Source organism: Flavobacterium gossypii, assembly GCF_014138495.1.
GTDB classification, from domain to species: Bacteria; Bacteroidota; Bacteroidia; order Flavobacteriales; family Flavobacteriaceae; genus Flavobacterium; species Flavobacterium endophyticum.
Genome location: NZ_JACJIS010000001.1, coordinates 374092 through 396036, shown reverse-complemented (window position 1 = coordinate 396036; position 21945 = coordinate 374092). Strand labels below are relative to the sequence as shown.

Below are 21945 nucleotides of genomic sequence, written 5' to 3'. Positions count from 1 at the left end.
AAAAGCAAGATACCACAATTGCAATCCAAAAATACTTCATTATAACAGGCTATTCTATGGCCTCCCTCTAGAACTTTTTTCGACCCCCAATATTAAATTGTAATTATAACCAATTAAATATTTTTATTATGAAAAAAGTGATTTTAAGCATCTCAGTGATGCTGGTAAGTGCAGTTTCTTTTGCACAATTCAACGACAGCAACGTGTTGCAGTTAGGAGGATCTAACAATTCGTCGGTTAACCAAAAAGGATCTTACCAAGATTCAGACGTAAGACAACAAGGAAACAGTAACGTTTCAAATGTTACACAAGGTATTAATCCTAACAATTCTTCAGCTTCTAACCACAACAAAGCTGACGTGAAGCAAATCGGAAACCTAAATAATGCATTTGTTTCTCAAAACAACCTTTACAATGAAGCTTACCAAGTTCAGACAGGAAATAGCAACCAAGCTACGATCTGGCAAGACCAATTAAACCCAACTGCTGGAAACGGAAATGACTGGGCTAAGCAATTGCAAACAGGAAACAACAACAAAGCTACCATTGACCAAGGTACTTCTGGAAACGAGATGCCAACAGGTGCTCCTTTCAGTGCAGAAGCTCTTGGATTTGTAAGTGCTGTTACAGTTCCATTCATGCCTCACGGATTCAATGATGCGTTACAAACTCAAGTAGGTGACTTTAACGTTGCTTATACTAGCCAAGGCGGTGAGTTGAACGACTCTAAAATTACGCAAACAAGTACAGCCGTAGCTGTTTCTGGAGCAAACAAAGCAAGCCACTACCAATATGGTAAAGACAATGATGCCTTGACTACTCAAAACGGATTCGGACATCTTGACAATACGCTTCAAATAGGAAACTACAACTATTCTAATGTTATGCAAAGCGGCAACAACCAAACTAGCATGAACGTTCAAAAAGGAAATTCTAACATTAACAATGTTACTCAATCTAACTAGTTGAACACTAAAAATGGGGCGGTCACACAAGGCAGCCCCATCTTTTATAAAACAATAACTTATGAAACCTTTATTTAAGATAATGCTCTTTGTCTTTGGGCTTTTCTTTCAGGCTGCGTTCGCACAGGAAGAAGACAATCCGGGATTTGACCAATATAGCTCGTCTATTTTTGATTCAAAAGAAAAAACATTGCATGTGGTTTCAAGCATGAATCCTGAACAATCAACCTCAGTGTTATTGCAAAAAGGGGATGTTTTGGTACAGCAGATCGGAAATTATAATTTGTTCAATGCCAATCTGAAAGCCAACGATGTTGATATCTCTGTGCTTCAAAATGGTAACGACAATGCCGTTTCCTTAACAAAACAAGCCAATACCATAACACAAAGAATTGTACAGTCTGGAGAAAATAATGCAATACAAGATTTTACCTATTATACAAGGTATGATGTAAATACGCAGATGATCCAGCAGGGCAATAACCAGAATATACAAAGCTATGGAACCAATTCGCTTTCAAAAGATATGAAAGTGACCCAATCGAGCAATGGTTCGTCAGTCATTATTTTAAACCATTAGAACAATGCAAAGATATCTTCCATATAGCCTTTTTATGATGTTGCTTTTTGCTCCGGTTTCCTATTCGCAGCTGTCGAATACTCAGGTCAAGGCAAAAATACATCTAGAAGAAATTGAAGGAACCATAAAAATTACCGGTACTGCGGAAAATTTAACCGATATCGTTCAAAGCTTATCGTATAAATTATCAGTAATAAAAAAGAATAAGACAAGTAATAACCAATCTAATAATGCCCAAGAAGGACTTTTTACCTTGGAGCCAAGCGAAACAAAAAAACTGTCGACAACCCAAGTAAATTCGGGAAAAGACGACGAAATTATTGTGATGCTCCTTTTTTATGATAGCGATAAGAAACTTGTCGGAAAGGACAGGATTGTTATCGGCGAAGAAAAAAAAAAGGATGAAGGAATGATTCCCGCAGACGGTTTTGAATTGTCAGGTATTGTTACCGATGACACGAAAACCAAGGCAGGTAAAGACTTTTATGACTTATATTTTTACCGATATAATGACCTAAAAGTCAATTCCAAAAAGATGGTTACTGTTAGTGAAGAATTGAGTTTTGCAAGAAATACAAAAATTATAATAAGCATAGAGAACAATGTGATCTACGAATTTTTAGTGAATCCAGACGAAGAATTCCTGAGTCTTGTCGCCGGAGATGCCGTCAACGTAACCTATGCCTATCTTAAAAACTTGGAAAAACAAAGCCAATACATCACTCAGTATTAATTTATTACTTAAATTATGAAACTCCTATCCACTGCAATTATCATTTTGCTGGCACATGCCGCAAATGCCCAGGATTTGGTCTATAAGCCCAAAAATCCAAACTTCGGAGGTGATACGTTCAACTACCAGTGGCTTCTAAGTTCTGCAGAAGCTCAAAATAAATTAAAGGATAATACTGCTACATCTAAGACAAAAACAGAATTAGAAAGCTTTACAGAAAACCTAAACTCGCAGTTATTAAACCTAGTTTCCAGATCATTGTTCACGCAGCAATTTGGCACTAACGGAATTTCCGAAGGAAGCTATACATTTGGCAGCCTTTCTGTCGAAATTTTTCCCTCAGAAAACGGACTGACCGTTACCATTCTGGATACCAACACTGGAGAACAAACCCAAGTTATCATCCCAAAATAGCACTATGCAAATCAAATATTACTTAGGAATAGCTATGCTGCTATTGCTGTCAGGCTGTGGTGCCTATTATAACCAGCCGACCGGAATAGAAAGAGCATCTATAGGCGAAATCACGCCCGCAACCACGCTATTAAGAGAACTCCCAAAACCAAAAGAACCGATTGTTGTCGGCATCTATAAGTTTAGGGACCAAACCGGACAATACAAAGCCTCTGATAACGGAAGTACATTCAGCACTGCCGTGACCCAGGGAGCTACCTCTATATTAATCAAAGCATTAGAAGACTCCAAATGGTTTATTCCCATTGAGCGCGAAAACATCGGAAACCTGTTGCAAGAGCGTAACCTGATCCGATCTACAAGACAAGAATATTCTAAGAACCCAAATCCCAACGATCCGCAGCTCACGCCTTTGCTGTATGCAGGTGTATTGTTGGAAGGCGGTATTGTTTCTTACGATTCCAATATCATCACAGGCGGTTTTGGAGCAAGATACTTTGGAGCCGGAGGTTCTACAAAATACAGACAAGACCGAGTAACCATTTACCTTCGGATGATTTCTACCGCAAGCGGAAAAATCCTCAAATCAGTTTACGTTTCTAAAACGATTCTGTCACAGGCAGTCGACCAAAGCCTTTTCAGATATGTGAAATTTAAGAGATTGCTGGAAGTAGAAACAGGTTATTCTACCAACGAACCCGTACACATGGCCGTAACAGAAGCCATCGAAAAAGCAGTACAATCTTTAGTGCTCGAAGGAATTAAGGATAAGATATGGGAAGCTGATGCAGATAAAGCCGAAGTCGATTCCATCATCTCAAAATTTGAAATGGAAAAAGAAGTGGCCGATGCTACTGGAATTTATCAACGACACAAAACTGAAAGAAGATCAAGATTCGCCATGGAAATCTCAGGAGGCGCAACGCTTATTGACGGCGATTACGATAAATCCCTACTTCGTCCAATGGGACGAGGTGCTTTAAAATATTTTTTGACTCCAGGTTTTAACCTGAGTGCTTCTACCAATGTGATCAACCTCGCCAACAAAGATCGTCTCGACGTAGGCTATCTAACGTTTGATCTGAATGCAGAAATTATTTTGCTTCCAAAAGAACAATTCAGTCCCTATATTTTTGGCGGCGGCGGATTCGGAGCCAATCGCCTTTTCGAAAATACGCATGCAAAAGTGCAATATGGTGCAGGATTGGAATATCTGGCTTCAAAAACAGTCGGCATAAAAATATATGCCGAGCACAATCTCAACTTTAGCGACAATATAGATTATTTAGAAAGAGGCGTCCGTGACGATTATTATTTCCGATTCGGTTTTGGCGTTACCTATTATTTTCCAAAGAAAAAAGAGAAGGTGTATGAGAAATACATCATTGAAGAAGCCCAAAACCCTGTAAAGCAATAATTTTTAATCTTTAAAAATCATGAAAAATATTCTTATAAAATCAGGCCTCTTTCTTTTATTGCTGCTGTTTTCGTGCAGCGAAGAAAAGGTCGCAGGAGAAGATTTTGGAACCGTTACCGGAAGGGTAGTTATTGCCGATACTTTTGAACCGTTAGTCAATGCAAAAGTTTTTTCGAATCCGACCTCGAGCATTGTTTTTACCGATGAAGACGGAAGATTTACAGTTTCTAATGTTCCTGTCGGGCAATATTCTTTTCAAGCCCAAAAAGATGGATACTTGACAAAATTTGAAGCCGCCACAGTCAATAGTAACAGCACCACAGAAATTGTTTTTGAATTAGACCTCTCCACAAGCGGCAACAGATCACCCAATACTCCAGCTTTGGTTTTACCAGCAGATAATGCCGTAAACCAAAACAGACAAGTAGTATTGACATGGACCGCGACTGATCCTGAAGAAGACTCGCTTACCTATGAAGTGACCCTCCGAAATGATGCCAACAGCGATGTTGTAGTCTATTCCGATATTGTAACGCCGACCTATACGTTGCAGAATCTTGCTTTCGGAACGAAATATTTTTGGCAGGTTTCAGTTTCAGACGGACTGAATCCTCCTGTATTGAGCGCTGTGCGATCCTTCACTACGACTTCTTTTCCTGATGCTCGGTTCCTGTTTGTCAAAAAACTCAGCGAAAACAATGTGATATATGCCGGCGACAATTCCGGAAACCAGATACAGCTCACAAGTTCTGAAACTAACAGCTGGCGGCCTCGCAAAAATAACCAGTCTAATAAGATTGCTTTTATCCGTTCTAATGGCGCCCAAAATCATCTCTATACGATGAACCTCGACGGAACAGGAGTGTTTAAAGTAACCAATTCAGTTCCTATTGCAGGATTCAATTCAGAGTTTATCAATTTTTCATGGAATACGGCCGGAAGCCAGCTCATCTATCCGAGTTTTGACAAGCTTTATAAGATAAACAGCAACGGCAGCGGATTGACCCAGATTTTCCAGACACCCAACGGCAAATTTATTTCAGAATGCGACTGGAGTTATGACGGTTCCAAAATAGCCCTGAAAGTTAACGATGCCAGTGGTTATAATGCCGAAATATATGTGATTACGGCTGAAGGTGCCATTTCAGATTTGGTTATTTCGGGCGTGAATGGTGCTGTCGGAAGCTTGAATTTTTCAATAACAGGACAAAAATTACTTTTTACCAGAGACGTGTCAGGTTTTGAAAATCCAGATTATAGGCAGTTGGATTCGCGTATCTTCCAGCATATTTTTAGCACAAATACGACAGCAGAAATAAATACCGAAAAACCAGCCGGAACAGTGGATATCGATGCCCGGTATTCGCCAAATGAAGCAGAAGTTATTTTTGTCAACACGTCTAATGATTTTATAAGCGCTAGGAACGTGCAAAAATACCTTATCGGAATTGTGGCTTCAAGAACTACTTTGTTCACCAATGCATCAATGCCCGATTGGGAGTGATTTTTTTGAACAATTTTTTCGCTTTTTGTTATTTTGTTTTTACAAATTGCTGGTAAATAGTGTTTTGTCTAAGAATGTTGCGGTTTGTCGATTATAAGGACAAATACATGAAATCTTTATTCTTTTAATTTAATTTAGTAATGATATAACGAGTTTCAATAGAAACTTTATCCCCATAAGTTTTTTACTTATACTTATTTATTTACCCCCATCGTAAATAAATATTTTAATTTGCTCTGTTAGAATTTTGTGTATTTGAAATACCCCATTCTGTTTTTTGAAAAAAATTCAGACGTAACCTAAATTCTAATTTTTCCAAGCAAATTAATTCTAAAACCGGTGAGACAGTTTCGGCTGTCTCACTTTTTATTTTGGCGTAATAAAAATCTTATTCTTCCGTTTGCTGTAAAAACCATAAACGTGAGACAAAAAATTACGACAGCTTTCCTACTGTTATTTTCGACTTTTATTTATTCACAAGAAAATCGTTTCCAGGTCTTTTTTGATTTTGACATTTCAGAAACAAACACAACATCTTCCAACAAACTATCCCAATGGATTAGCGAAAATCCCACAGCAATAATCGATAAGATTTATGGCTATTGTGATGCCGTTGGTACGATGGAATACAACGACGCACTTTCAGTAAAACGGGCAGAGTATGTCCTTCAAACGCTTAAAGCCAATAGCATAAAAATAAACGAAGCTATTGAATTAAAAGGCTTTGGAGAGCAGTTTGCCCAAGCTACCGTGCAAGAGGCCAATCGAAAAGTAACAGTCTATTATACAATTCCCCAAAAAGAAGCACCCAAAAGCAAGCTCTCTGAAGAAATCAAGACCCTTAAAGCAGGGGATAAACTGACGCTTAAGAACCTAAATTTTTATGACCGCTCCGGAATTATTGTCCCAGCCTCAGAACCTACCCTAAGAGAATTGCTAACTATTTTGACAGAAAAGCCAAACCTGAAAATAGAAATTCAAGGACACATCTGCTGCCAATTAGGAACCGACTTAGAAGACATCGCTACGATCCGAGCCAAAGCGATTTATAATTATTTAATTGCAAACGGAATCAGCAGCAGCAGGCTGAAATATAAAGGATTCGGAAGCACCAAGCCCATCTATCCAATACCCGAAAAGAACGAGCAGGAACGTAACGAAAATAGGAGGGTAGAAATATTAGTGCTCCAAAGCGAATAATCCTGTAGGCCAGCTCTTTCGGGCAGGCTTTTTTATGTAATAAATAATTTGTTACTTCGTTTTTAATTATAAACTTATCCCATGAAAAACACAGCCATCTATATACTCTTCTTGCTTTTTTCTGTAGCTACGCAAGCACAAGAAGCGTTCTCGGTCTATTTTGACAGCAATAAACACGAACTTAAAAAACAAGAAAACGACAAGCTTCAGAATTTTATCAATGCCAATAAAGACATCAAGATTGTTGCTATAAATGGATATACCGATGAAGACGGAACTTCTGGATTTAACGATACGCTGGCTCAAAAACGCGTTAATTTTGTGTATGAGCTAGTAAAAGGAAAGCTAAAAATAAGAGAAGACTTCAAGACTCGAAGCTTTGGCGAAAAGCACAAGCATTCAAAAATAAAAGCCGAAAACAGAAAAGTGGTAATCTACTTTATCGAAGCGAAAGACTTGGCCCGGGAAAACGAAATTCTCGGAATCAAAGAACAGCCTGTTGTCATAAAGCCGAGAGAAATGCCTAAATACCCCGAAAAGATAACCATCCAAAATCCTAACGGGAGCTCTACAGAACTGGTTTTTGATGTGGCTTTTATGGAAAAACTGACCGTTGCAAAAGCGGGAGAAAAACTAAAGCTCGACAACCTCAATTTCCAATTAAATACTTTTGCGATCACCAACGATTCCAGACCCAAAATGTATGAATTGTTGGAAGTCATGAAAAGAAATCCGCAGATGAAGATTCAAATACAAGGACACATCTGCTGTATGCAGAATGACAAGCAAGATTTGTCTACCAAAAGAGCAAAAGCCATTGCCAAGTTTCTAGAAATAAATGGAATCGAAGACGAAAGAGTCACCTATAAAGGATTTGGGGTCACGCAGCCGCTTTTCGCTATTCCAGAAAAAACCGAGCAAGAAAGAGCTTCCAACCGTCGTGTAGAGATTGAAATTATAGAAAATTAGTTTCTTGTATTTTAAAGTTTTTTGCTCGTAAGAAAGTCTAAAATCTATAGCCATACAGCAATCTTAACTAAAAAAAACTGATTATCTTTGCGCCACAACAACACAACCAATTTTATGAGTTCCGATACAAGCAAGCGCTATAATCTGCGAGGAGTTTCTGCTTCAAAAGAAGACGTTCACAACGCAATCAAAAACATAGACAAAGGATTATTTCCAAAAGCTTTTTGCAAAATAGTTCCCGATTATCTTACCAACGATGAAGAGTATTGCCTGATTATGCACGCAGATGGCGCCGGAACAAAATCTTCGCTGGCCTATTTGTATTGGAAAGAAACAGGCGATTTGTCGGTTTGGAAAGGCATTTCTCAAGATGCCCTTATCATGAATATCGACGATCTTTTGTGCGTTGGAGCCACAGATAATATCTTGCTTTCCTCAACTATCGGAAGAAACAAAAACCTGATTCCAGCCGAAGTAATTTCTGCCATCATTAACGGAACCGAAGAACTTATAGACGAATTGAAATCATTTGGAGTTACGATTAATTCCACTGGAGGCGAGACTGCCGATGTTGGAGATTTGGTCCGTACGATAATTGTCGATTCTACCGTAACGGCAAGAATCAAAAGAGACAAAGTAGTCGATAACGCAAACATTCAAGCAGGCGATGTTATTGTCGGTTTGGCTTCTTTCGGACAGGCTTCTTATGAGAAATCATACAACGGAGGAATGGGCAGCAACGGACTTACTTCTGCACGCCATGACGTTTTCCATAACTACCTCGCGCAGAAATATCCAGAAAGCTTTGATGCTTCCGTACCGTCTGACTTGGTCTATTCTGGCAATGTCAGATTGACTGACGAGGTGGAAGGTGCTCCGATTGATGCCGGAAAATTAGTACTGTCGCCTACAAGAACCTACGCACCTATTATTAAAAAAATCTTGGATACCTATTCTCCAAAACAAATTCACGGAATGGTACATTGCAGCGGTGGCGCACAGACAAAAGTGCTTCATTTTGTAGACAATGTCCATGTTATAAAAGACAATCTTTTCCCGATTCCGCCGCTTTTCAAATTGATACAAGAACAATCTAAGACAGATTGGAAAGAAATGTACCAAGTATTCAATTGCGGCCACCGAATGGAAATCTATGTACCGCAAGAAATCGCAGACGAGATTATTGCGATTTCAAAATCATTCAATGTAGACGCTCAGATTGTCGGCAGGGTAGAAGCGTCAGAAAGTAAAAAGCTTACGATACAAAGCGAGTTTGGAAACTTTGAGTATTAAAAACTAGAGAATTTTAAATAGAGAAAACTCCCGATACCACTCTGGAGTTTTTTATTGCTTTTTCTTTTTTGTAGTTACACCAACGATCACGCCAAAATTGCCATCAACTTGAAGCCAATTTTCTTTTGGAAGATACGTTCGAGAAACAAAACCATCTAGATATAGTGCATTCTTGCAGCCCAGGCTTTTAAAATAAGAAGCAAAGTCATAGAAGCTTATTTCTTCTTTTGACATCGCGAAAATAATCGTGTTGTTTGGCAGAATACCCACGCCGTTTCTAATATTTAGATTGGCAGAGCCCTTTTTAAATTTAGGATGAATTTGTCCATCAATTACCAGCATCGGGCCAGACTGCGTGGCATATTTCATCGTGTTCTTATTTGCAATTTTTTCAGTAGCGCACACAAAAGGAACATTTTCTTTAGTGATATAAAATACGCCGTTAGGTTTCAGATAAAAATTCCCATTACCGCTGGCCGTGTCTAGAGGAAACAATTCTTTTTGATTTTCAATGTAAAGACCTTGAGGGGAGTTATCCGTTTTATACATTCCAGCATTCATCGCAAATTCGAGATTTTGGCTCTTTTTTTCGAGCCAAAGCTTTAAGTTGTTAATGCTTTTGAAATTTTGCTGCTTTTCGTCTTTTAAGTACAGTTTTAAAGTTTGCTTTTTTGGATCAACCACATAACTGATAAAGCGGCTGTCGCTATAGGATACCTTTTTTGCAAATGCACAAAACCCTAACGTCCCTAAAGCCAGAACGAATAGTGCGATCGTAAGATTTTTTTTCAATGCTCTCAATATTAAAAAATGATTTCTTGGCTATTTCTTTTTCTCAGAATTCTGTTTTGCCCTAAAAGCCGTTATCTTAGCAATCAATTCCAAAGGAATCGGCTGGTCAAGCGGAAACTGTACAGAACCTTTTCCTTTTTTATAAGCCGAAAATTCTTTATCAAATTCTTCCATGCCCTCAGGAGCAGGATAGAATCCGATATGATTTTTAAAAGCGGCAAAATGCACGAGATTTCCGTTGAGCACAAAAGTAGGGATGGCATATTTGATGGCTTCGGTTGCCTCTGGAGCCGCCTTTTGTATCGTGGCGCGGACTTTTTCCAGAATCTCTTGCACCTCGATTGAAAAATCTGAAATGTACTCGTCTATGGTGTTGTGTTTGACTGCCATGTTACGCTATTTAATAGGCTAAATATAATCTATTTATAGAATCTATGGTTCGGTTGCTTCCAGATACTTGCTGTCCCAGTTTTTATAAAGCCTGATTAAGCTCGAATAGTTGCGGTCTTTCGGAAGGTTTTTGTCCCAAGATTTAATAATCTTGCTTAATTTTTCTTGGTCTCTTTCGATAAAGGCCACCGTTCCTTTGGCATAATAATACCATGTTTTTCCGTCTTCGCCGCCAAACCATTTGTATAAGAAATTATATGTTTTTCGAAAGTAATGCACGGCTAATCTATCGTTTTGCGCTTTTGCAAACATTTGTCCTGCATGCCAATGTAGAGCATGTATATTGGAGCGTTTTTTATTGTTTTTAAGATAAGAAACAATCAAATCGCCTGCTTTTTCATATTCGTTATTCTTCGCAAGTTTCCTCCAGCAGCAAGTGTCGCTGTCAAAAATAGGCTGTTCATAACCCAGTTCCCTGCTCCTGTTTTGGGCACGAACGCAAAGACAAGAAAATAAAAAAAAGACGATTGTTGCTGTTTTCATATCAACAGTCCAATTAAGTTAAGGCATTGAACGCTCAATAGGATTATTAAATACAGGCATTTGAAACGGAACAGGGGAGCTTTTGCCCTTAGAAACCGGTTGTAGGCCGCCAAGTCCTAGCAATTCCATTTGGGTTTTAAAAAATTTCTCAGGATCTTTTTTCTGAAGATCTTTCAATTCCTTTATTTCTTCAGGAGTTGCTTTGAAGGTATGAGCATCTGTAGGCAGTTGGATTTTGGTATCGGAAAGAGCGTTGCTGCTTCCCATTCTTGGTACGTATTTGTATTCATCAGCAAGAGGCTTTGCGTTTTCATCAATTTTCTCCAACCCGGCAAATACAAAGCTTACTTCGCTATCCTCATCATAGGCTTCAATGATTAGTCCTGGTAATCCAACCAACTTCCATGGGCCGCTAGAAAAAGGTAATTCTTCTGCAAACCATACTGTCCAGTTCCGGCCTCTAAAATAACCTGTCGCTTTTTTGCAATTTAGGTTCTCGATGATGCGAGTTTCTGATGTGATGTTCCAATCTATTTTTTCAACTTTTTCCTCCCAAAGATAAAAAGCGCCCAAATGCTCTTTTATTATAAACTTGTGGGCATCGGCAAAATAGAAAATCTCCATGCTGTTCGTCGGTCGTTTTTTAGGCGGCATACTAAAGGTTGGGGTTTTTACATTGGCCTGCTCACGAGTTTGTTTTTCAAAAACCTCTTTAGTCTGAATATCTTGTAAAACTTTATCATAGCTCAAATATACCGAAGCCTTTTTTCCCGCAATGAGTACCATCGTTTCCTTATAATAATTCTCCCTGTTGTGTATGTCATGCATATGCGAAAAGGCATATTTTACCCGAATCAAAACTTTGTCAGGTTCTTGTGCATAAGCACTAGAAGCAATCGCTGTGGCGAAAAAAGTAAGTAGAATTGTTCTCATGTCTTGTTGTTTTAAGTAAGTTTTACATCATATATAATTTTGGAATTTAAAAGTCGGTTACTATTCAGTCTTCTTTAAGTAATGTATATCTCTAGCGTGTTGAAATTTAAGTATTTATGTCTATGAAATAAAAAAACTGCAAGAGTTTTTGAAGCTTGCAGTTTTTTGAAATTACAGTTTAAAAAAATATTATGCTTTCTTACAGCAGTTATCCAATTTGTCATAAGCCGCTACATCTGCCTTCACATCATCGGCATCATAACCCAGTTTAGAAATAGCTGTTTTGATAGTCTGCAGGTCGGTTTTTGTAGCATTATAATATACCGTTATGGTCATTTCTTTTTCATCGAGCTCATACATTCTTACGCCTTTTATTTTCAGCATATTCGATTGAAAATTAGCCCCGCAGGTTTCACACTCCTTGCAGTGGTCGCAAGAGATAGAGGTTTTGATTACCGCTTTTTGGTTCTTTTTATTTTCTTGCCCAAAAGAGGTTGCAATGGCAAACAGCATAAAGAAAGCTACGAATGATTTTTTTAGGAAATTGCTTTTCATAAAATATGTTTTTTTACAAATATAGAGTAATTTTAAAACCAGTAGTAAGAGAGATTAATTTTTCATATCGATCAATCTCGTATTAAAAAAAATGCTAATTCAAAGATCATTCAAACTTTAATATTTTCCTAACAAGAAGTAATAAGTGGTCGATTTTAGGCGTAACTGGTCACTTTTTTGGTGTAAGTGTATTTCGCTCGTAACCAAAGGGCATTCTAACTAACAATAAAAAACGGCAAGGAAATATCTTGCCGTTTAACTTAAAAGCCCGTAGTTGTATCAAGAATTCTTATCCAAAAAATTGATAACCTTTCTATAAAGTTTTACGATAAAATAGATAATAGCTACAAGCAGTGCTAGATTAAGTACCTCCCATACCGTACTCAAGATAAAATCTAGATGGTAGACCGTTTCCGTTTCAAAAACTTGTTCTCTCATAAGTTGTTTTTTTTAGTTAGTTATAATTCCATGAAGAACTTACGATGGTGGCATCGGCTGGATTTAAGATCAGGACTAAGCGTATTCCTTTGATAACCTTGAGACCCAAGCCTTGGATAGAATAGTCATACGTCATAGAGCCTATAACTTCAACCCTTATATTGCCATTTGGCAAAATATCGACACTATGGTCGCTTTGTTCCCATTCTCCTAGAGATGCCCCATATTGTTCGGTATTCACGCTTGTGACAGTGTGATTGTATTCACGTGAAACAGAAAATTTGATATTGATTTTTATGCCGGTGATCATATTGATCTTGAATTTGTAGCTCCCCAAAAAAGAATTTCTTTGGTTAGGCAGCTGGTCTGTTGATACAGAAGTAATCTCTAAATTGTTTAACGAAGCCCCCAATTGTCCAATACTGTTGATAGGCACCGCATTTTCTGCAACAGTATCGTCAAATGCAAAGGCAAACGAATCTTCCATAGCCAAGTTAATCAGTTCCCATCCAAACTGTTGGGCCTCCTGCCGATACTGTTGCTGTATGACATATTCCACAACACTCTGACACATTTCATAATTAGTCATCAAAAAGCCCAATTTAGCCTTAAACTCATCTCGAATGTCCACGATAGCACTAATAGATGGCACGCCAATATACCCCTCGATAAGCCTTGCTTTAAAAAACGGATTCGCATCCAGCCAGCCCTGTTGTACCAGATCAAGCTCTAAGGCAGTCATAAAAACCTTAACCGGAATACCGCCGCCGCCAGGATTGATGCCAAATCCAGGCTCTCCGCCAGTGCCGGTACCCGGGTCTTCAGGCTGGGTCGTGCCGCACGGAACAGGAATGGCACTCGAAGAAACACACAAGTTACACAAGTCGCAGTTGCCTCCTGCACAAGGCCCCGTACGCGTACAGTGAAATTTATATTCCGTTCCCCAGCACACTACATTGGTGCTACGACTCGAATATACCTGCTTGATGTTTTCATAGAGCGTATTGCTTCCTTCAACAACCTTTATTTCGGCAGAAAATATACTCGTTTCCCATTTGCCGTTCTCTTTATGATAGACCAGGTTGAAGATTTCATCCTTTCCCGCCGTTTTATCATTGACCGGATATACAAAAAATGAATAAGTAGGATTGCTGTCTGAACGTTTCTCTATAGAAGTAGTGTCAATAACAAAGCCCTGAGTCAGCCCAGCCGTTCTTGCATTTTCTCCAAAATGTGAAGCCTTTACCCTAAAGACCGTCTGAAAATCAACAATATCCGTTTCCTTTTTAAACTGGCTAAAGGAAATCGCCATATTCTTAGTCTGATGAGCATGCGCCGTCACTGGCTTTTCGTCATCGCAGTTAAGAAACAATAATACAATACCCGCATACAGCAGGCCCTTAAAAAATGCAGTGTTTTTCATAATTGATTGGTTTAGATTACTAATTATTTGGCGGGTAAAATTTTATGAGAAGACTGCAAGCCGTCTGGTCTAGAAAACAGTCGCTGATTTCCAGCTAAGACAAGCTTTACTTATATTTTAGGAGGAGGCTTATAAGACCCTTCACACCTTTTTGTCAAGACGATAGACACGATTTCTTCTTTTGGTGTGACACAAGCCAGACAGCTAGGCACCAATTTGCCTCGGGTAGAATAAATGCTTCTGATAAAGTGCTTTTTTGGATTCATATCATTGGTTTTTAATTAGTTATTTAGGTTAGATAGGCTACAATAATACAAAATATAATTTATAAATAAACTAATTTATTTATTTTTTAATTAAAAAAATACAAAACCATCAAACCAAATAGGTACATATAAACCCAATTATCCTTATTTAAACTACTAAAAGCAACCCCTTTAATAAATTATTTAATAAACAATACTATTTATTAAAGTAATAACCATCTCGTAAAACAGTAGTAAACATTTTATAAGAGTTTTATAATAATTTATAGCCACATAAAACCTATTTTTGATATCCAAAAGAACCTACCACACTATATGGCACAGATAAAAGAATTTGACTTTTCAAAAGAAGTGATACTCCAAGACGATGCAGTCCTGTTGCGGCCGCTGCAACATTCAGACATAGAAAACCTGCTGCACTTTTCGCTCAACGAGCCCGAAATCTGGACATTTTCTTCTATTCCAGCCGCAGGCAAAGAAAACCTCGAAAACTACATAGACTTGGCGCTAAAAGCACGAGAAAACAAGACCGAATTCCCCTTTATCGTCTACGATAAAAAAACAAACACCTATGCCGGCAGCACCCGCTTTTACGATATCAATCTGCCATTCAAGACGCTCCAATTAGGCTATACGTGGTACGGAAAAGACTATCAAGGGACAGGACTAAACAAGCGCTGTAAGTTCCTGATGCTCGAATTTGCCTTTGAAGTGTTGGGAATGGAAAGAGTAGAGTTTAGGGCCGACAACAATAACGCCAAAAGCATTGCCGCCATGAAAAGCATAGGCTGCCAAGTAGAAGGCGTATTGCGAAGCCACATGCCGACAATCCAGAACGGAGTCCGTCGCGATTCTATCATACTCAGTATCCTAAAAAGCGAATGGGAGGGGGGCGCAAAAGAACAATTGAAGAATAAAATAAACAACAGATAAAACATGAAAATAAACCCAAAAATCGGAATCGACAAGCTCATCTTCGGGATGCTGCAGAAAGACGTAGAAGCACTTTATGGCAAGCCAGACAAGATCTATAAAGACGAAGAAGACAATGTCATCTTTCAGTACAACAAGCAAAAAATCCGCTTGACATTTTATCAAGAAGAAGGATTCAAGCTCGGATATCTCGTAGCATCAAGCCCAGAATTGGCTTTGTTTGACAAGAAAGTCATCGCCCGTCCGATAGCTGCGCTTCAAAAAGAACTAGAAGCAAAAGGACTGGCAAAGTGGGAGAAAGAAGAATTCGATACTTTTGAAAACTTCTTCAACGAATCCAACTGGCTCATCCTCCAAGCCGAATTTGATGAAGTCGTTAAAGTAGAACTGGGAGCCATCATCAACTCCAAAGACGAATTTGAATGGAAGTTTAAGAAATAAAAAAAAGAGGTTCATTTAGAACCTCTTTTTTAGTATAAATACTTGCGATTAATTATTGTTTAGGAGCTTCCAAAAGTTCCACCTCAAAAATAATATTAGCATTTGGCGGAATTACGTTTCCAGCACCTCTTTCGCCATAGCCCAAAGCAGCTGGGATAAAGAACGTAGCCTTGTCTCCAAATGACATAAGATTAATACCTTCAAGGAAACCAGGAATCAGGCCGCCTTTGTTAGAAATGTCGAAAGGAAAAGGCTGGTAGCCGTTCTGAGCTGCGCGGTTAGCATCGAACTTACCGTATAGCTTAGATATTTCGGCATCGCTGCTGTCAAACAAGCTTCCATCTTCAAGATATCCTGCATAATTAACATATACCGTTCCAGAAGCCGGTTTTATTCCTTTGCCTTTTGTGGTAATACTATATTCTAAACCAGAAGCAGTCTTTGTTGTTGTCGCTCTGATGGCGTTCAATTCGGCCACTTTTTTAGCTTTTACAGGAGCAAATTCAGCTTCAAGCGCTTTCTTTTTCTCGGCTTCGGCAGCTAATTGTTTTTTCTCAACTTCATCTTTGTTAGCAAAGTACTCATTAAATACTTTAGCCGCGTCAAACTTCTTAGCCTCGGCGCCATTTCTAATGATTTTGATTTCCATGATTACGTCGTTTTGCTCGATTGCATTCACAACGTCCATGCCGCTAGTCACTTTGCCAAACACAGTATGCTTGCCATCCAACCACGGCGTATCTTTGTGCGTAATAAAGAACTGGCTTCCGTTGGTTCCAGGACCAGAATTGGCCATAGAAAGAATTCCTCCCGTATCATGTTTCAAAGTTGGGTCGATTTCATCCTTAAACTTGTAGCCAGGATCTCCAGAACCATTGCCCAGCGGATCCCCACCTTGAATCATAAAATCTTTGATAACTCTATGAAATTTAAGTCCGGTATAAAAAGGCTTTCCTTTGTATTTTGCATTTACGGCAGTATTGGTGCCTTCTGCCAACGAAATAAAATTGGCAACCGTAATTGGTGTTTTTTGGTATTCTAATTTGACCATGATTCTTCCTTTGGTCGTTTCAAACTGAGCATAGATTCCAGGCTCTTGGTTAGGAGTTCCAGCTTTTTTAGTTGTAGTTGCAGCTTTTTTTGGAGCAGCGGCTTTCTTTTTTGTCTGCGCACCTAAGCCAGCTGTCATGGCCAAAAACAATAAGCAAATAAATTTTAATTTCATTTTAGTACAGATTAAGTTTTCTACTTTATTTTATATGCCTATTTGTTGGCAGGCATTGATTCGAGCATTTCAATTTCAAATATAATATTAGCGTTTGGAGGAATAGCACCTTCCATGCCTCTTTCTCCGTAGCCCAAATACGAAGGGATAAAGATAACCGCTTTGTCGCCAATAGATAACTGTTCGACTCCCTCAATAAATCCAGGAATGATGCCTTCTTTGACTCCAATCTGGAAAGGAATTGGACTATACGCTTTAGCCGCAGCTCTGTTTGGATCTAGCTTTCCGAAAACTGTCGCCACGCTTTCAATGTTGGTGTCGAACAAGTCGCCGTTCTCAAAATAGCCCGCATAGTTGATGAAAACCTGCGCTCCGGCAACAGGCTTTTTGCCATTACCTTTAGATAAAATCTTAAATTGCAATCCAGATTGAGTTTTAACTGATTGCGATTTTAATTGTTGGAAAGAGGCCTCCTTTTCTTTAATAACGCCAGTATATTGTTCTCTTAATTTTAGCTGTTCCTCTTCCATCTTTTTTTGTTCGGCAGCCTGCTTTGCAAAATTATCTTTGAAGATTTTTGGAGCATCAAATTTTTTAGCATCCTCTCCTTTGCGGATGATGGTAATTTTGTTGATTACGTCATCCTGCTGGATAGCGTTTACCACTTCCATGCCGTTTTCAATCACATGTCCAAAAACAGTGTGGATTCCGTCAAGCCAAGGCGTTGCTTGGTGTGTGATAAAAAACTGGCTGCCGTTTGTAGCTTTTCCACCATTTGCCATAGACAAGATACCGCCTTTATCGTGTTTTAGTTCTGGTACAATTTCGTCTTGAAAACGATATCCTGGACCGCCACTGCCATTGCCATCAGGATCACCGCCTTGGATCATGAAATTAGGCAGTACTCTGTGGAATTTTAATCCGTCATAAAACGGCTTTCCTTTATATTTTTCGCTCACCATTGGATTTTTTCCCTCCGCTAGCGATACAAAATTGGCAACCGTCACCGGTGTCTTTTTGTATTCTAATTCAACTACAATAGTTCCTTTGTTGGTTTCGATTTCCGCATACATGCCATCAGGCAGATTGCTGCTCGGGTTGTTACACGAAAAAAACAGGGCGCTGATACCTAAAAATAGACTTGTTATTCTCTTCATTTTGATAAATTGGTTGTTTATTGTTTCGGCTCTTCCGTTGGTTTTGGAGCTTCGGTAGGTTGTTGTGTTTTCGATTCGTTTTCTGTTCGGGCTTCTTTTTCAGGCTTGATGTCTTTCAACGCAATGGTAACCATAAGCGGCTGATTGTGGCCGATTCTTCTGTCATCGCCATGATAGCCGTAGCCCATGTGCGAAGGAAAAAGAAAAGTGATTTTTTCGCCTTTTTTCATCAATTTGATGCCGTCGCGCATTCCCATCATGATGTTTTGCTTGTCGACAAGATACACTTGCGGACGGAGTTCCAGTTCCGTATAGATTACATTGCCGTCAAGATCTTTTACTTCGTAATCAAAATAAGCCACATCGCCCTTTTTAGGAGTTATAGAATCAGTCGCTGTGCTTTTTACGTCATATTTATACCAATATCCTTTAGCCGTAGCGATATAGTTCGATTTTGCATCTTTTTTGATCACAGACTCGATTTTGGCTTCTTCGCCAGCAATCAGTTTTTTGTTTCGCTCGACAGACTCTTTCATGAAAGTTCCCGAAGAATGCGAAAGAGGCTTGCGAGCCTGTTGTTGCGTACAGCCTGTAACCAACATAGTGCCAGCCGCGACACTCAAAATAAGCTTGAAAAGTTTCATAGGCCTACACATTAAAATTTTGTTTTGATAAAATGCTTTCAAATTGTTTTACGGTTTCTTCCAGCGATAATGTCGATTTTCCGCCTGCCGCATTAATATGGCCGCCGCCGTTGAAATAATCACGTGCAAATTGGTTCACGTCAAAATTGCCTTGCGAGCGGAACGAAATCTTGATGATTCCTTCGTCTTTATTCTCAATAAATATGGCTGTAAAGATAATTCCGCTGATAGTTAGTCCATAATTCACGATGCCTTCAGTATCCCCTTTGACATAATGAAACTCGTCAAGTTCCTGCTGCGTAAGCTTTATATATGAAGTCTTGTATTCTGGCAGCACTTTCATGTTCTGTAATGCCCGTCCTAAAAGTTGTAATCGATGGTACGAATTATTGTCGAATAGCGAATTGTGGATATCCCCGTTTTGTACTCCGATGTCCAATAATTCAGCAACAACCCTGTGTGTCATACTCGTTGTTGACGGAAAACGGAACGATCCTGAATCGGTTACGATTCCTGTATAAAGGCAAGTTGCGATTGTTTTGTCAAGAAGCTCTTTATAGCCTAAGAACGTAATGAAATTATAAATCATTTCGCAAGTAGACCCAAAGTTAGTGTCAGAATAGCGGTAAAGCGCGTAATCATCAGGCTTTTGATGATGATCAATCATGATGAAAGGCGCTTTTAGCTTATTGAGTACGTTTTCCATTTCGCCTGTTCTGTGCAAGGCATTGAAATCTAGCGTAAAAATAAGCTCGGACTCATTAAGAATTTTTGCTATGTTTTCTTTGTCTTTTTCAAAAATAAGTACCTTTTCCGAGCTTGGAAGCCAAGCCAGAAAATCAGGAAATTCATTCGGAGCGATTACGATCGGCTCGTGGTTCAATTTTTTTAAAAAATGATACAGGCCTAAAGTAGAACCCATTGCATCGCCATCGGGGCTTCGGTGCGGAATAATGGCAATCTTTTTAGGAGAAGCCAACAATTCCAGTATTCCTTTAATCTCTTCTTCTTTCATAGATTGCGAAATTACATTTTTTTATGTGGAAACATAAATTATTTGGTAAGAAATAGCCCGAACCAGACCGCCAGAAGTCCGAAGAATAAACTTGCGCCGATATAGGCAAAAGCCAGAAGAGAATTATTGCTTTGGAAAAGGCTAATGTTTTCATAGCCAAATGTAGAAAATGTCGTGTAGCCGCCACAGAATCCGGTTGCGAAAAATAATTTCATATCGGAATTGACTAGATTGTTTTTTTCGAAATAACCAAACAGCAATCCGATAATAAAACAGCCTAAGATATTAGCCGTAAAAGTTCCCAAAGGAAATTTAGTAGGCATGTATTTTCCAATCGCTAAAGAGGTGAGGTATCTAAAAATACTTCCTAAAGCGCCACCTAAGCCAACTATCAACAAGGATTTAATCATTTGTAGTGTATTTAGTATGACAAACTTAATGAAAAAACGCGAAGAATGTTTTGTTTGAAAAGGAGGAATACTTGTTGGGTTTAACGCAGGAGCCATAAAAAAATACCGCTCATTGAGCGGTATTTTATATAAATGGAAAAATAAATTTACTTATTTTTTCAATACTTTAATCATTTTAGTCTCATTTCCGCTTGTCACTTTTACCAAGTAAGTACCTTGCTCTAAAGCTGACATATTCAGTTGAGATTCATTTTCGTTAACTGTTTTTTGCATTACTTGTTGTCCTAATACATTAAAGACAGCTACTTCAGAAATACCGTTTTGGTAGGATAGATTTAATACATCAGTAACTGGATTCGGATAGAAAGAGAATTTAGGAGCATCAACAGTACCCGTTCCTAAAGAAGCATTAAACGCTGAAATTTTAAATTCGCCTCTAACTGCAGGACCAAAGATACTTTCATATTGCCAAACTGCTATATATAAAGTTTCTCCTGGCGTTAAGCCTGTTAGTGATATTTTAGAGAAAAAAGTATCTTCTACATCTTCATTATCATCATTACATCCAGATGGTACTTCAACCAATGCAGCACAAGTGCCTCTAAAAGCGGCTATAATTGTATCATCATTTTCTGATCCAACTACTTCGTTTGTTTCAATAGTTACATTTCCATCTGCTGGAACAACTAACGAAAACCACACGTCATATACGCCTGAATCTGAACACGACGGTATTGTCGCGCTTGTTGTAGCACCAACTGAAGTTGCAGTTACCGGATTGGTATCAAAAGTAGTTCCTATTGTTAACGGAACTGCACCAGCGCAAATGTCATTTGCAACTGGGGTTACAAATACAACGCTTGACCATACGCTTTCACTTGTTCCGCTGCAAACAGCTTTCACATAAGCTGTATATGATGTACTGCCTGCTAAACCAGATAGAGGTGTGGAAGTTCCAGTAGTGACATTTACAATTGTTCCAGTACCTTGTGTAAAGCCAGTAACGCCATATTCTACAACAAAAGCAGAGGCTGCAGAGGTCCAACTTATATTGGCTGTTCCTGAAGTAACCCCTGTTACAACGACTGCATTAGGTTCCAAACATGCTGGTAATGCTGAACTCACTACATCATCGATGTCAAATACAAATTGATCAGTCGTTGTGCTTTGGAATCCAACATAAATGGTTTGTCCAACATAAGCAGATAAATCATACGAATACTTTACGAAGGCAGTTCCGCTTGGTGGTGCAACCGAAGCTTGTAATGTGTTCGTAAAACTTGCGGCTTCAGGCGTTGTTGTTGATACCTTCACTGCAATCGTTTCAGGATATAAAGGGTCTCTACTTCTCCCCCAAAAAGAGATTAGATCGTTCACGCCTGCGGTTACAGTTATGCTAGGCGTAATCAAAAAGTCATTGTGGGCTGTTGCTCCATAGCGAATTGACGCCGCATTTGTGCCTGTATGTGCTTGAACTTCACCTCCCGTAAAATCAATTACAGTCCACGTTTGGGCTGCATCGCCACCATTAATTACTGTCCATCCCGCAGGAATAGTCGTTGCTCCTTCAAATCCTTGATTAAATTGGCTAAAGCCTAATAGAGGTGCTAACAAGAATAAAAAAAGTAGTTTTCTTTTCATAAGTATATGTTTTAATTAAAAGTTTATTAAAAGTAAGTATATTTTTACGTTCGGCATTTATAAT

25 protein-coding genes are annotated in these 21945 nt (G+C 38.8%); 11 read left to right on the top strand and 14 right to left on the bottom strand.

The annotated features are described in order from the left end of the window. The first annotated feature begins 128 nt into the window (after window positions 1–128). From GGR22_RS01900 to GGR22_RS01860, 9 genes are all read left to right on the top strand, one after another. Window positions 129–965 carry a hypothetical protein gene (locus GGR22_RS01900; RefSeq protein WP_121374714.1) on the top strand — a complete coding sequence of 279 codons (837 nt, stop codon included), beginning with the start codon at window positions 129–131 and terminating at the stop codon, window positions 963–965. A 61-nt stretch (window positions 966–1026) separates the two neighbouring features. Beyond that, complete coding sequence (locus GGR22_RS01895; protein WP_182492341.1) at window positions 1027–1545, top strand: hypothetical protein; 519 nt, start codon at window positions 1027–1029, stop codon at window positions 1543–1545. Between the two features lie 4 nt (window positions 1546–1549). Continuing rightward, window positions 1550–2278 (top strand): curli production assembly/transport protein CsgE, encoded by a 729-nt coding sequence (locus GGR22_RS17120; RefSeq protein WP_245982416.1) that lies wholly within the window; start codon window positions 1550–1552, stop codon window positions 2276–2278. A gap of 15 nt (window positions 2279–2293) precedes the next feature. Next, window positions 2294–2692, top strand: coding sequence for a curli production assembly/transport component CsgF (locus GGR22_RS01885; protein WP_121374712.1), 399 nt, complete (start codon window positions 2294–2296; stop codon window positions 2690–2692). A gap of 4 nt (window positions 2693–2696) precedes the next feature. Beyond that, window positions 2697–4109 carry a CsgG/HfaB family protein gene (locus GGR22_RS01880; RefSeq protein ID WP_121374711.1) on the top strand — a complete coding sequence of 471 codons (1413 nt, stop codon included), beginning with the start codon at window positions 2697–2699 and terminating at the stop codon, window positions 4107–4109. Between the two features lie 19 nt (window positions 4110–4128). Further along, window positions 4129–5613, top strand: coding sequence for a carboxypeptidase regulatory-like domain-containing protein (locus GGR22_RS01875; RefSeq protein WP_182492340.1), 1485 nt, complete (start codon window positions 4129–4131; stop codon window positions 5611–5613). A 420-nt stretch (window positions 5614–6033) separates the two neighbouring features. Continuing rightward, entirely contained in the window at window positions 6034–6813 is a 780-nt protein-coding gene (locus GGR22_RS01870) for an OmpA family protein (protein WP_182492339.1), read from the top strand. A gap of 81 nt (window positions 6814–6894) precedes the next feature. After that, window positions 6895–7782 (top strand): OmpA family protein, encoded by an 888-nt coding sequence (locus GGR22_RS01865; RefSeq protein ID WP_182492338.1) that lies wholly within the window; start codon window positions 6895–6897, stop codon window positions 7780–7782. Window positions 7783–7896: 114 nt separating this feature from the next. After that, window positions 7897–9075, top strand: coding sequence for an AIR synthase related protein (locus tag GGR22_RS01860; protein ID WP_182492337.1), 1179 nt, complete (start codon window positions 7897–7899; stop codon window positions 9073–9075). A gap of 51 nt (window positions 9076–9126) precedes the next feature. On the opposite strand, the gene GGR22_RS01855 is transcribed toward GGR22_RS01860, so the two are convergent. The 8 genes from GGR22_RS01855 to GGR22_RS01820 form a co-directional block, all read right to left on the bottom strand. Then, the gene (locus tag GGR22_RS01855) at window positions 9127–9867 is read right to left on the bottom strand and encodes a phosphodiester glycosidase family protein (RefSeq protein WP_220477621.1); all 741 of its coding nucleotides are present in this window, start codon (window positions 9865–9867) and stop codon (window positions 9127–9129) included. Window positions 9868–9897: 30 nt separating this feature from the next. Then, on the bottom strand, window positions 9898–10257 hold the full coding sequence (locus GGR22_RS01850; protein ID WP_182492336.1) for an iron chaperone: 360 nt from the start codon (window positions 10255–10257) through the stop codon (window positions 9898–9900). 42 nt (window positions 10258–10299) lie between these two features. Next, entirely contained in the window at window positions 10300–10800 is a 501-nt protein-coding gene (locus GGR22_RS01845; RefSeq protein ID WP_182492335.1) for a hypothetical protein, read from the bottom strand. 18 nt (window positions 10801–10818) lie between these two features. Beyond that, entirely contained in the window at window positions 10819–11733 is a 915-nt protein-coding gene (locus GGR22_RS01840) for a GLPGLI family protein (protein ID WP_182492334.1), read from the bottom strand. 189 nt (window positions 11734–11922) lie between these two features. Continuing rightward, window positions 11923–12288 carry a heavy-metal-associated domain-containing protein gene (locus GGR22_RS01835; RefSeq protein WP_182492333.1) on the bottom strand — a complete coding sequence of 122 codons (366 nt, stop codon included), beginning with the start codon at window positions 12286–12288 and terminating at the stop codon, window positions 11923–11925. 279 nt (window positions 12289–12567) lie between these two features. Continuing rightward, the gene (locus tag GGR22_RS01830) at window positions 12568–12726 is read right to left on the bottom strand and encodes a hypothetical protein (RefSeq protein ID WP_182492332.1); all 159 of its coding nucleotides are present in this window, start codon (window positions 12724–12726) and stop codon (window positions 12568–12570) included. Between the two features lie 16 nt (window positions 12727–12742). Then, window positions 12743–14149 carry a hypothetical protein gene (locus tag GGR22_RS01825; RefSeq protein WP_182492331.1) on the bottom strand — a complete coding sequence of 469 codons (1407 nt, stop codon included), beginning with the start codon at window positions 14147–14149 and terminating at the stop codon, window positions 12743–12745. Between the two features lie 110 nt (window positions 14150–14259). Beyond that, window positions 14260–14415, bottom strand: coding sequence for a hypothetical protein (locus tag GGR22_RS01820; RefSeq protein WP_182492330.1), 156 nt, complete (start codon window positions 14413–14415; stop codon window positions 14260–14262). 315 nt (window positions 14416–14730) lie between these two features. On the opposite strand from GGR22_RS01820, the gene GGR22_RS01815 reads away from it, so the two are divergent. Beyond that, window positions 14731–15348 carry a GNAT family N-acetyltransferase gene (locus GGR22_RS01815; protein WP_182492329.1) on the top strand — a complete coding sequence of 206 codons (618 nt, stop codon included), beginning with the start codon at window positions 14731–14733 and terminating at the stop codon, window positions 15346–15348. Between the two features lie 3 nt (window positions 15349–15351). Next, entirely contained in the window at window positions 15352–15789 is a 438-nt protein-coding gene (locus GGR22_RS01810; protein ID WP_182492328.1) for a hypothetical protein, read from the top strand. Between the two features lie 52 nt (window positions 15790–15841). On the opposite strand, the gene GGR22_RS01805 is transcribed toward GGR22_RS01810, so the two are convergent. The 6 genes from GGR22_RS01805 to GGR22_RS01780 all read right to left on the bottom strand — a co-directional run bounded on the left by GGR22_RS01805 (window position 15842) and on the right by GGR22_RS01780 (window position 21854). Then, window positions 15842–17014 (bottom strand): peptidylprolyl isomerase, encoded by a 1173-nt coding sequence (locus GGR22_RS01805; protein WP_182492327.1) that lies wholly within the window; start codon window positions 17012–17014, stop codon window positions 15842–15844. A gap of 38 nt (window positions 17015–17052) precedes the next feature. Next, entirely contained in the window at window positions 17053–18171 is a 1119-nt protein-coding gene (locus GGR22_RS01800) for a peptidylprolyl isomerase (RefSeq protein WP_182492326.1), read from the bottom strand. 17 nt (window positions 18172–18188) lie between these two features. Then, window positions 18189–18815, bottom strand: a complete 627-nt coding sequence (gene gldI / locus GGR22_RS01795) for a gliding motility-associated peptidyl-prolyl isomerase GldI (RefSeq protein WP_182492325.1) — start codon at window positions 18813–18815, stop codon at window positions 18189–18191. Window positions 18816–18819: 4 nt separating this feature from the next. Continuing rightward, window positions 18820–19830 (bottom strand): DHH family phosphoesterase, encoded by a 1011-nt coding sequence (locus tag GGR22_RS01790; protein WP_182492324.1) that lies wholly within the window; start codon window positions 19828–19830, stop codon window positions 18820–18822. Between the two features lie 38 nt (window positions 19831–19868). Beyond that, on the bottom strand, window positions 19869–20240 hold the full coding sequence (gene crcB / locus GGR22_RS01785) for a fluoride efflux transporter CrcB (RefSeq protein WP_182492323.1): 372 nt from the start codon (window positions 20238–20240) through the stop codon (window positions 19869–19871). 150 nt (window positions 20241–20390) lie between these two features. Further along, complete coding sequence (locus tag GGR22_RS01780) at window positions 20391–21854, bottom strand: T9SS-dependent choice-of-anchor J family protein (RefSeq protein WP_182492322.1); 1464 nt, start codon at window positions 21852–21854, stop codon at window positions 20391–20393. Window positions 21855–21945 lie beyond the last annotated feature (91 nt).

Bases quoted from the DNA above. Each gene is read 5' to 3' on its own strand.
- GGR22_RS01845 (WP_182492335.1), bottom strand. From the start codon at position 10,800: ATGAAAACAGCAACAATCGTCTTTTTTTTATTTTCTTGTCTTTGCGTT.
- gldI (WP_182492325.1), bottom strand. From the start codon at position 18,815: ATGAAACTTTTCAAGCTTATTTTGAGTGTCGCGGCTGGCACTATGTTG.
- GGR22_RS01885 (WP_121374712.1), top strand. From the start codon at position 2,294: ATGAAACTCCTATCCACTGCAATTATCATTTTGCTGGCACATGCCGCA.
- GGR22_RS01830 (WP_182492332.1), bottom strand. From the start codon at position 12,726: ATGAGAGAACAAGTTTTTGAAACGGAAACGGTCTACCATCTAGATTTT.
- GGR22_RS01895 (WP_182492341.1), top strand. From the start codon at position 1,027: ATGAAACCTTTATTTAAGATAATGCTCTTTGTCTTTGGGCTTTTCTTT.
- GGR22_RS01875 (WP_182492340.1), top strand. From the start codon at position 4,129: ATGAAAAATATTCTTATAAAATCAGGCCTCTTTCTTTTATTGCTGCTG.
- GGR22_RS01835 (WP_182492333.1), bottom strand. From the start codon at position 12,288: ATGAAAAGCAATTTCCTAAAAAAATCATTCGTAGCTTTCTTTATGCTG.
- GGR22_RS01850 (WP_182492336.1), bottom strand. From the start codon at position 10,257: ATGGCAGTCAAACACAACACCATAGACGAGTACATTTCAGATTTTTCA.
- GGR22_RS01900 (WP_121374714.1), top strand. From the start codon at position 129: ATGAAAAAAGTGATTTTAAGCATCTCAGTGATGCTGGTAAGTGCAGTT.
- GGR22_RS01880 (WP_121374711.1), top strand. From the start codon at position 2,697: ATGCAAATCAAATATTACTTAGGAATAGCTATGCTGCTATTGCTGTCA.
- GGR22_RS01815 (WP_182492329.1), top strand. From the start codon at position 14,731: ATGGCACAGATAAAAGAATTTGACTTTTCAAAAGAAGTGATACTCCAA.
- GGR22_RS01810 (WP_182492328.1), top strand. From the start codon at position 15,352: ATGAAAATAAACCCAAAAATCGGAATCGACAAGCTCATCTTCGGGATG.
- GGR22_RS17120 (WP_245982416.1), top strand. From the start codon at position 1,550: ATGCAAAGATATCTTCCATATAGCCTTTTTATGATGTTGCTTTTTGCT.
- GGR22_RS01790 (WP_182492324.1), bottom strand. From the start codon at position 19,830: ATGAAAGAAGAAGAGATTAAAGGAATACTGGAATTGTTGGCTTCTCCT.
- GGR22_RS01800 (WP_182492326.1), bottom strand. From the start codon at position 18,171: ATGAAGAGAATAACAAGTCTATTTTTAGGTATCAGCGCCCTGTTTTTT.
- GGR22_RS01805 (WP_182492327.1), bottom strand. From the start codon at position 17,014: ATGAAATTAAAATTTATTTGCTTATTGTTTTTGGCCATGACAGCTGGC.
- GGR22_RS01865 (WP_182492338.1), top strand. From the start codon at position 6,895: ATGAAAAACACAGCCATCTATATACTCTTCTTGCTTTTTTCTGTAGCT.
- GGR22_RS01840 (WP_182492334.1), bottom strand. From the start codon at position 11,733: ATGAGAACAATTCTACTTACTTTTTTCGCCACAGCGATTGCTTCTAGT.
- crcB (WP_182492323.1), bottom strand. From the start codon at position 20,240: ATGATTAAATCCTTGTTGATAGTTGGCTTAGGTGGCGCTTTAGGAAGT.
- GGR22_RS01825 (WP_182492331.1), bottom strand. From the start codon at position 14,149: ATGAAAAACACTGCATTTTTTAAGGGCCTGCTGTATGCGGGTATTGTA.
- GGR22_RS01860 (WP_182492337.1), top strand. From the start codon at position 7,897: ATGAGTTCCGATACAAGCAAGCGCTATAATCTGCGAGGAGTTTCTGCT.
- GGR22_RS01820 (WP_182492330.1), bottom strand. From the start codon at position 14,415: ATGAATCCAAAAAAGCACTTTATCAGAAGCATTTATTCTACCCGAGGC.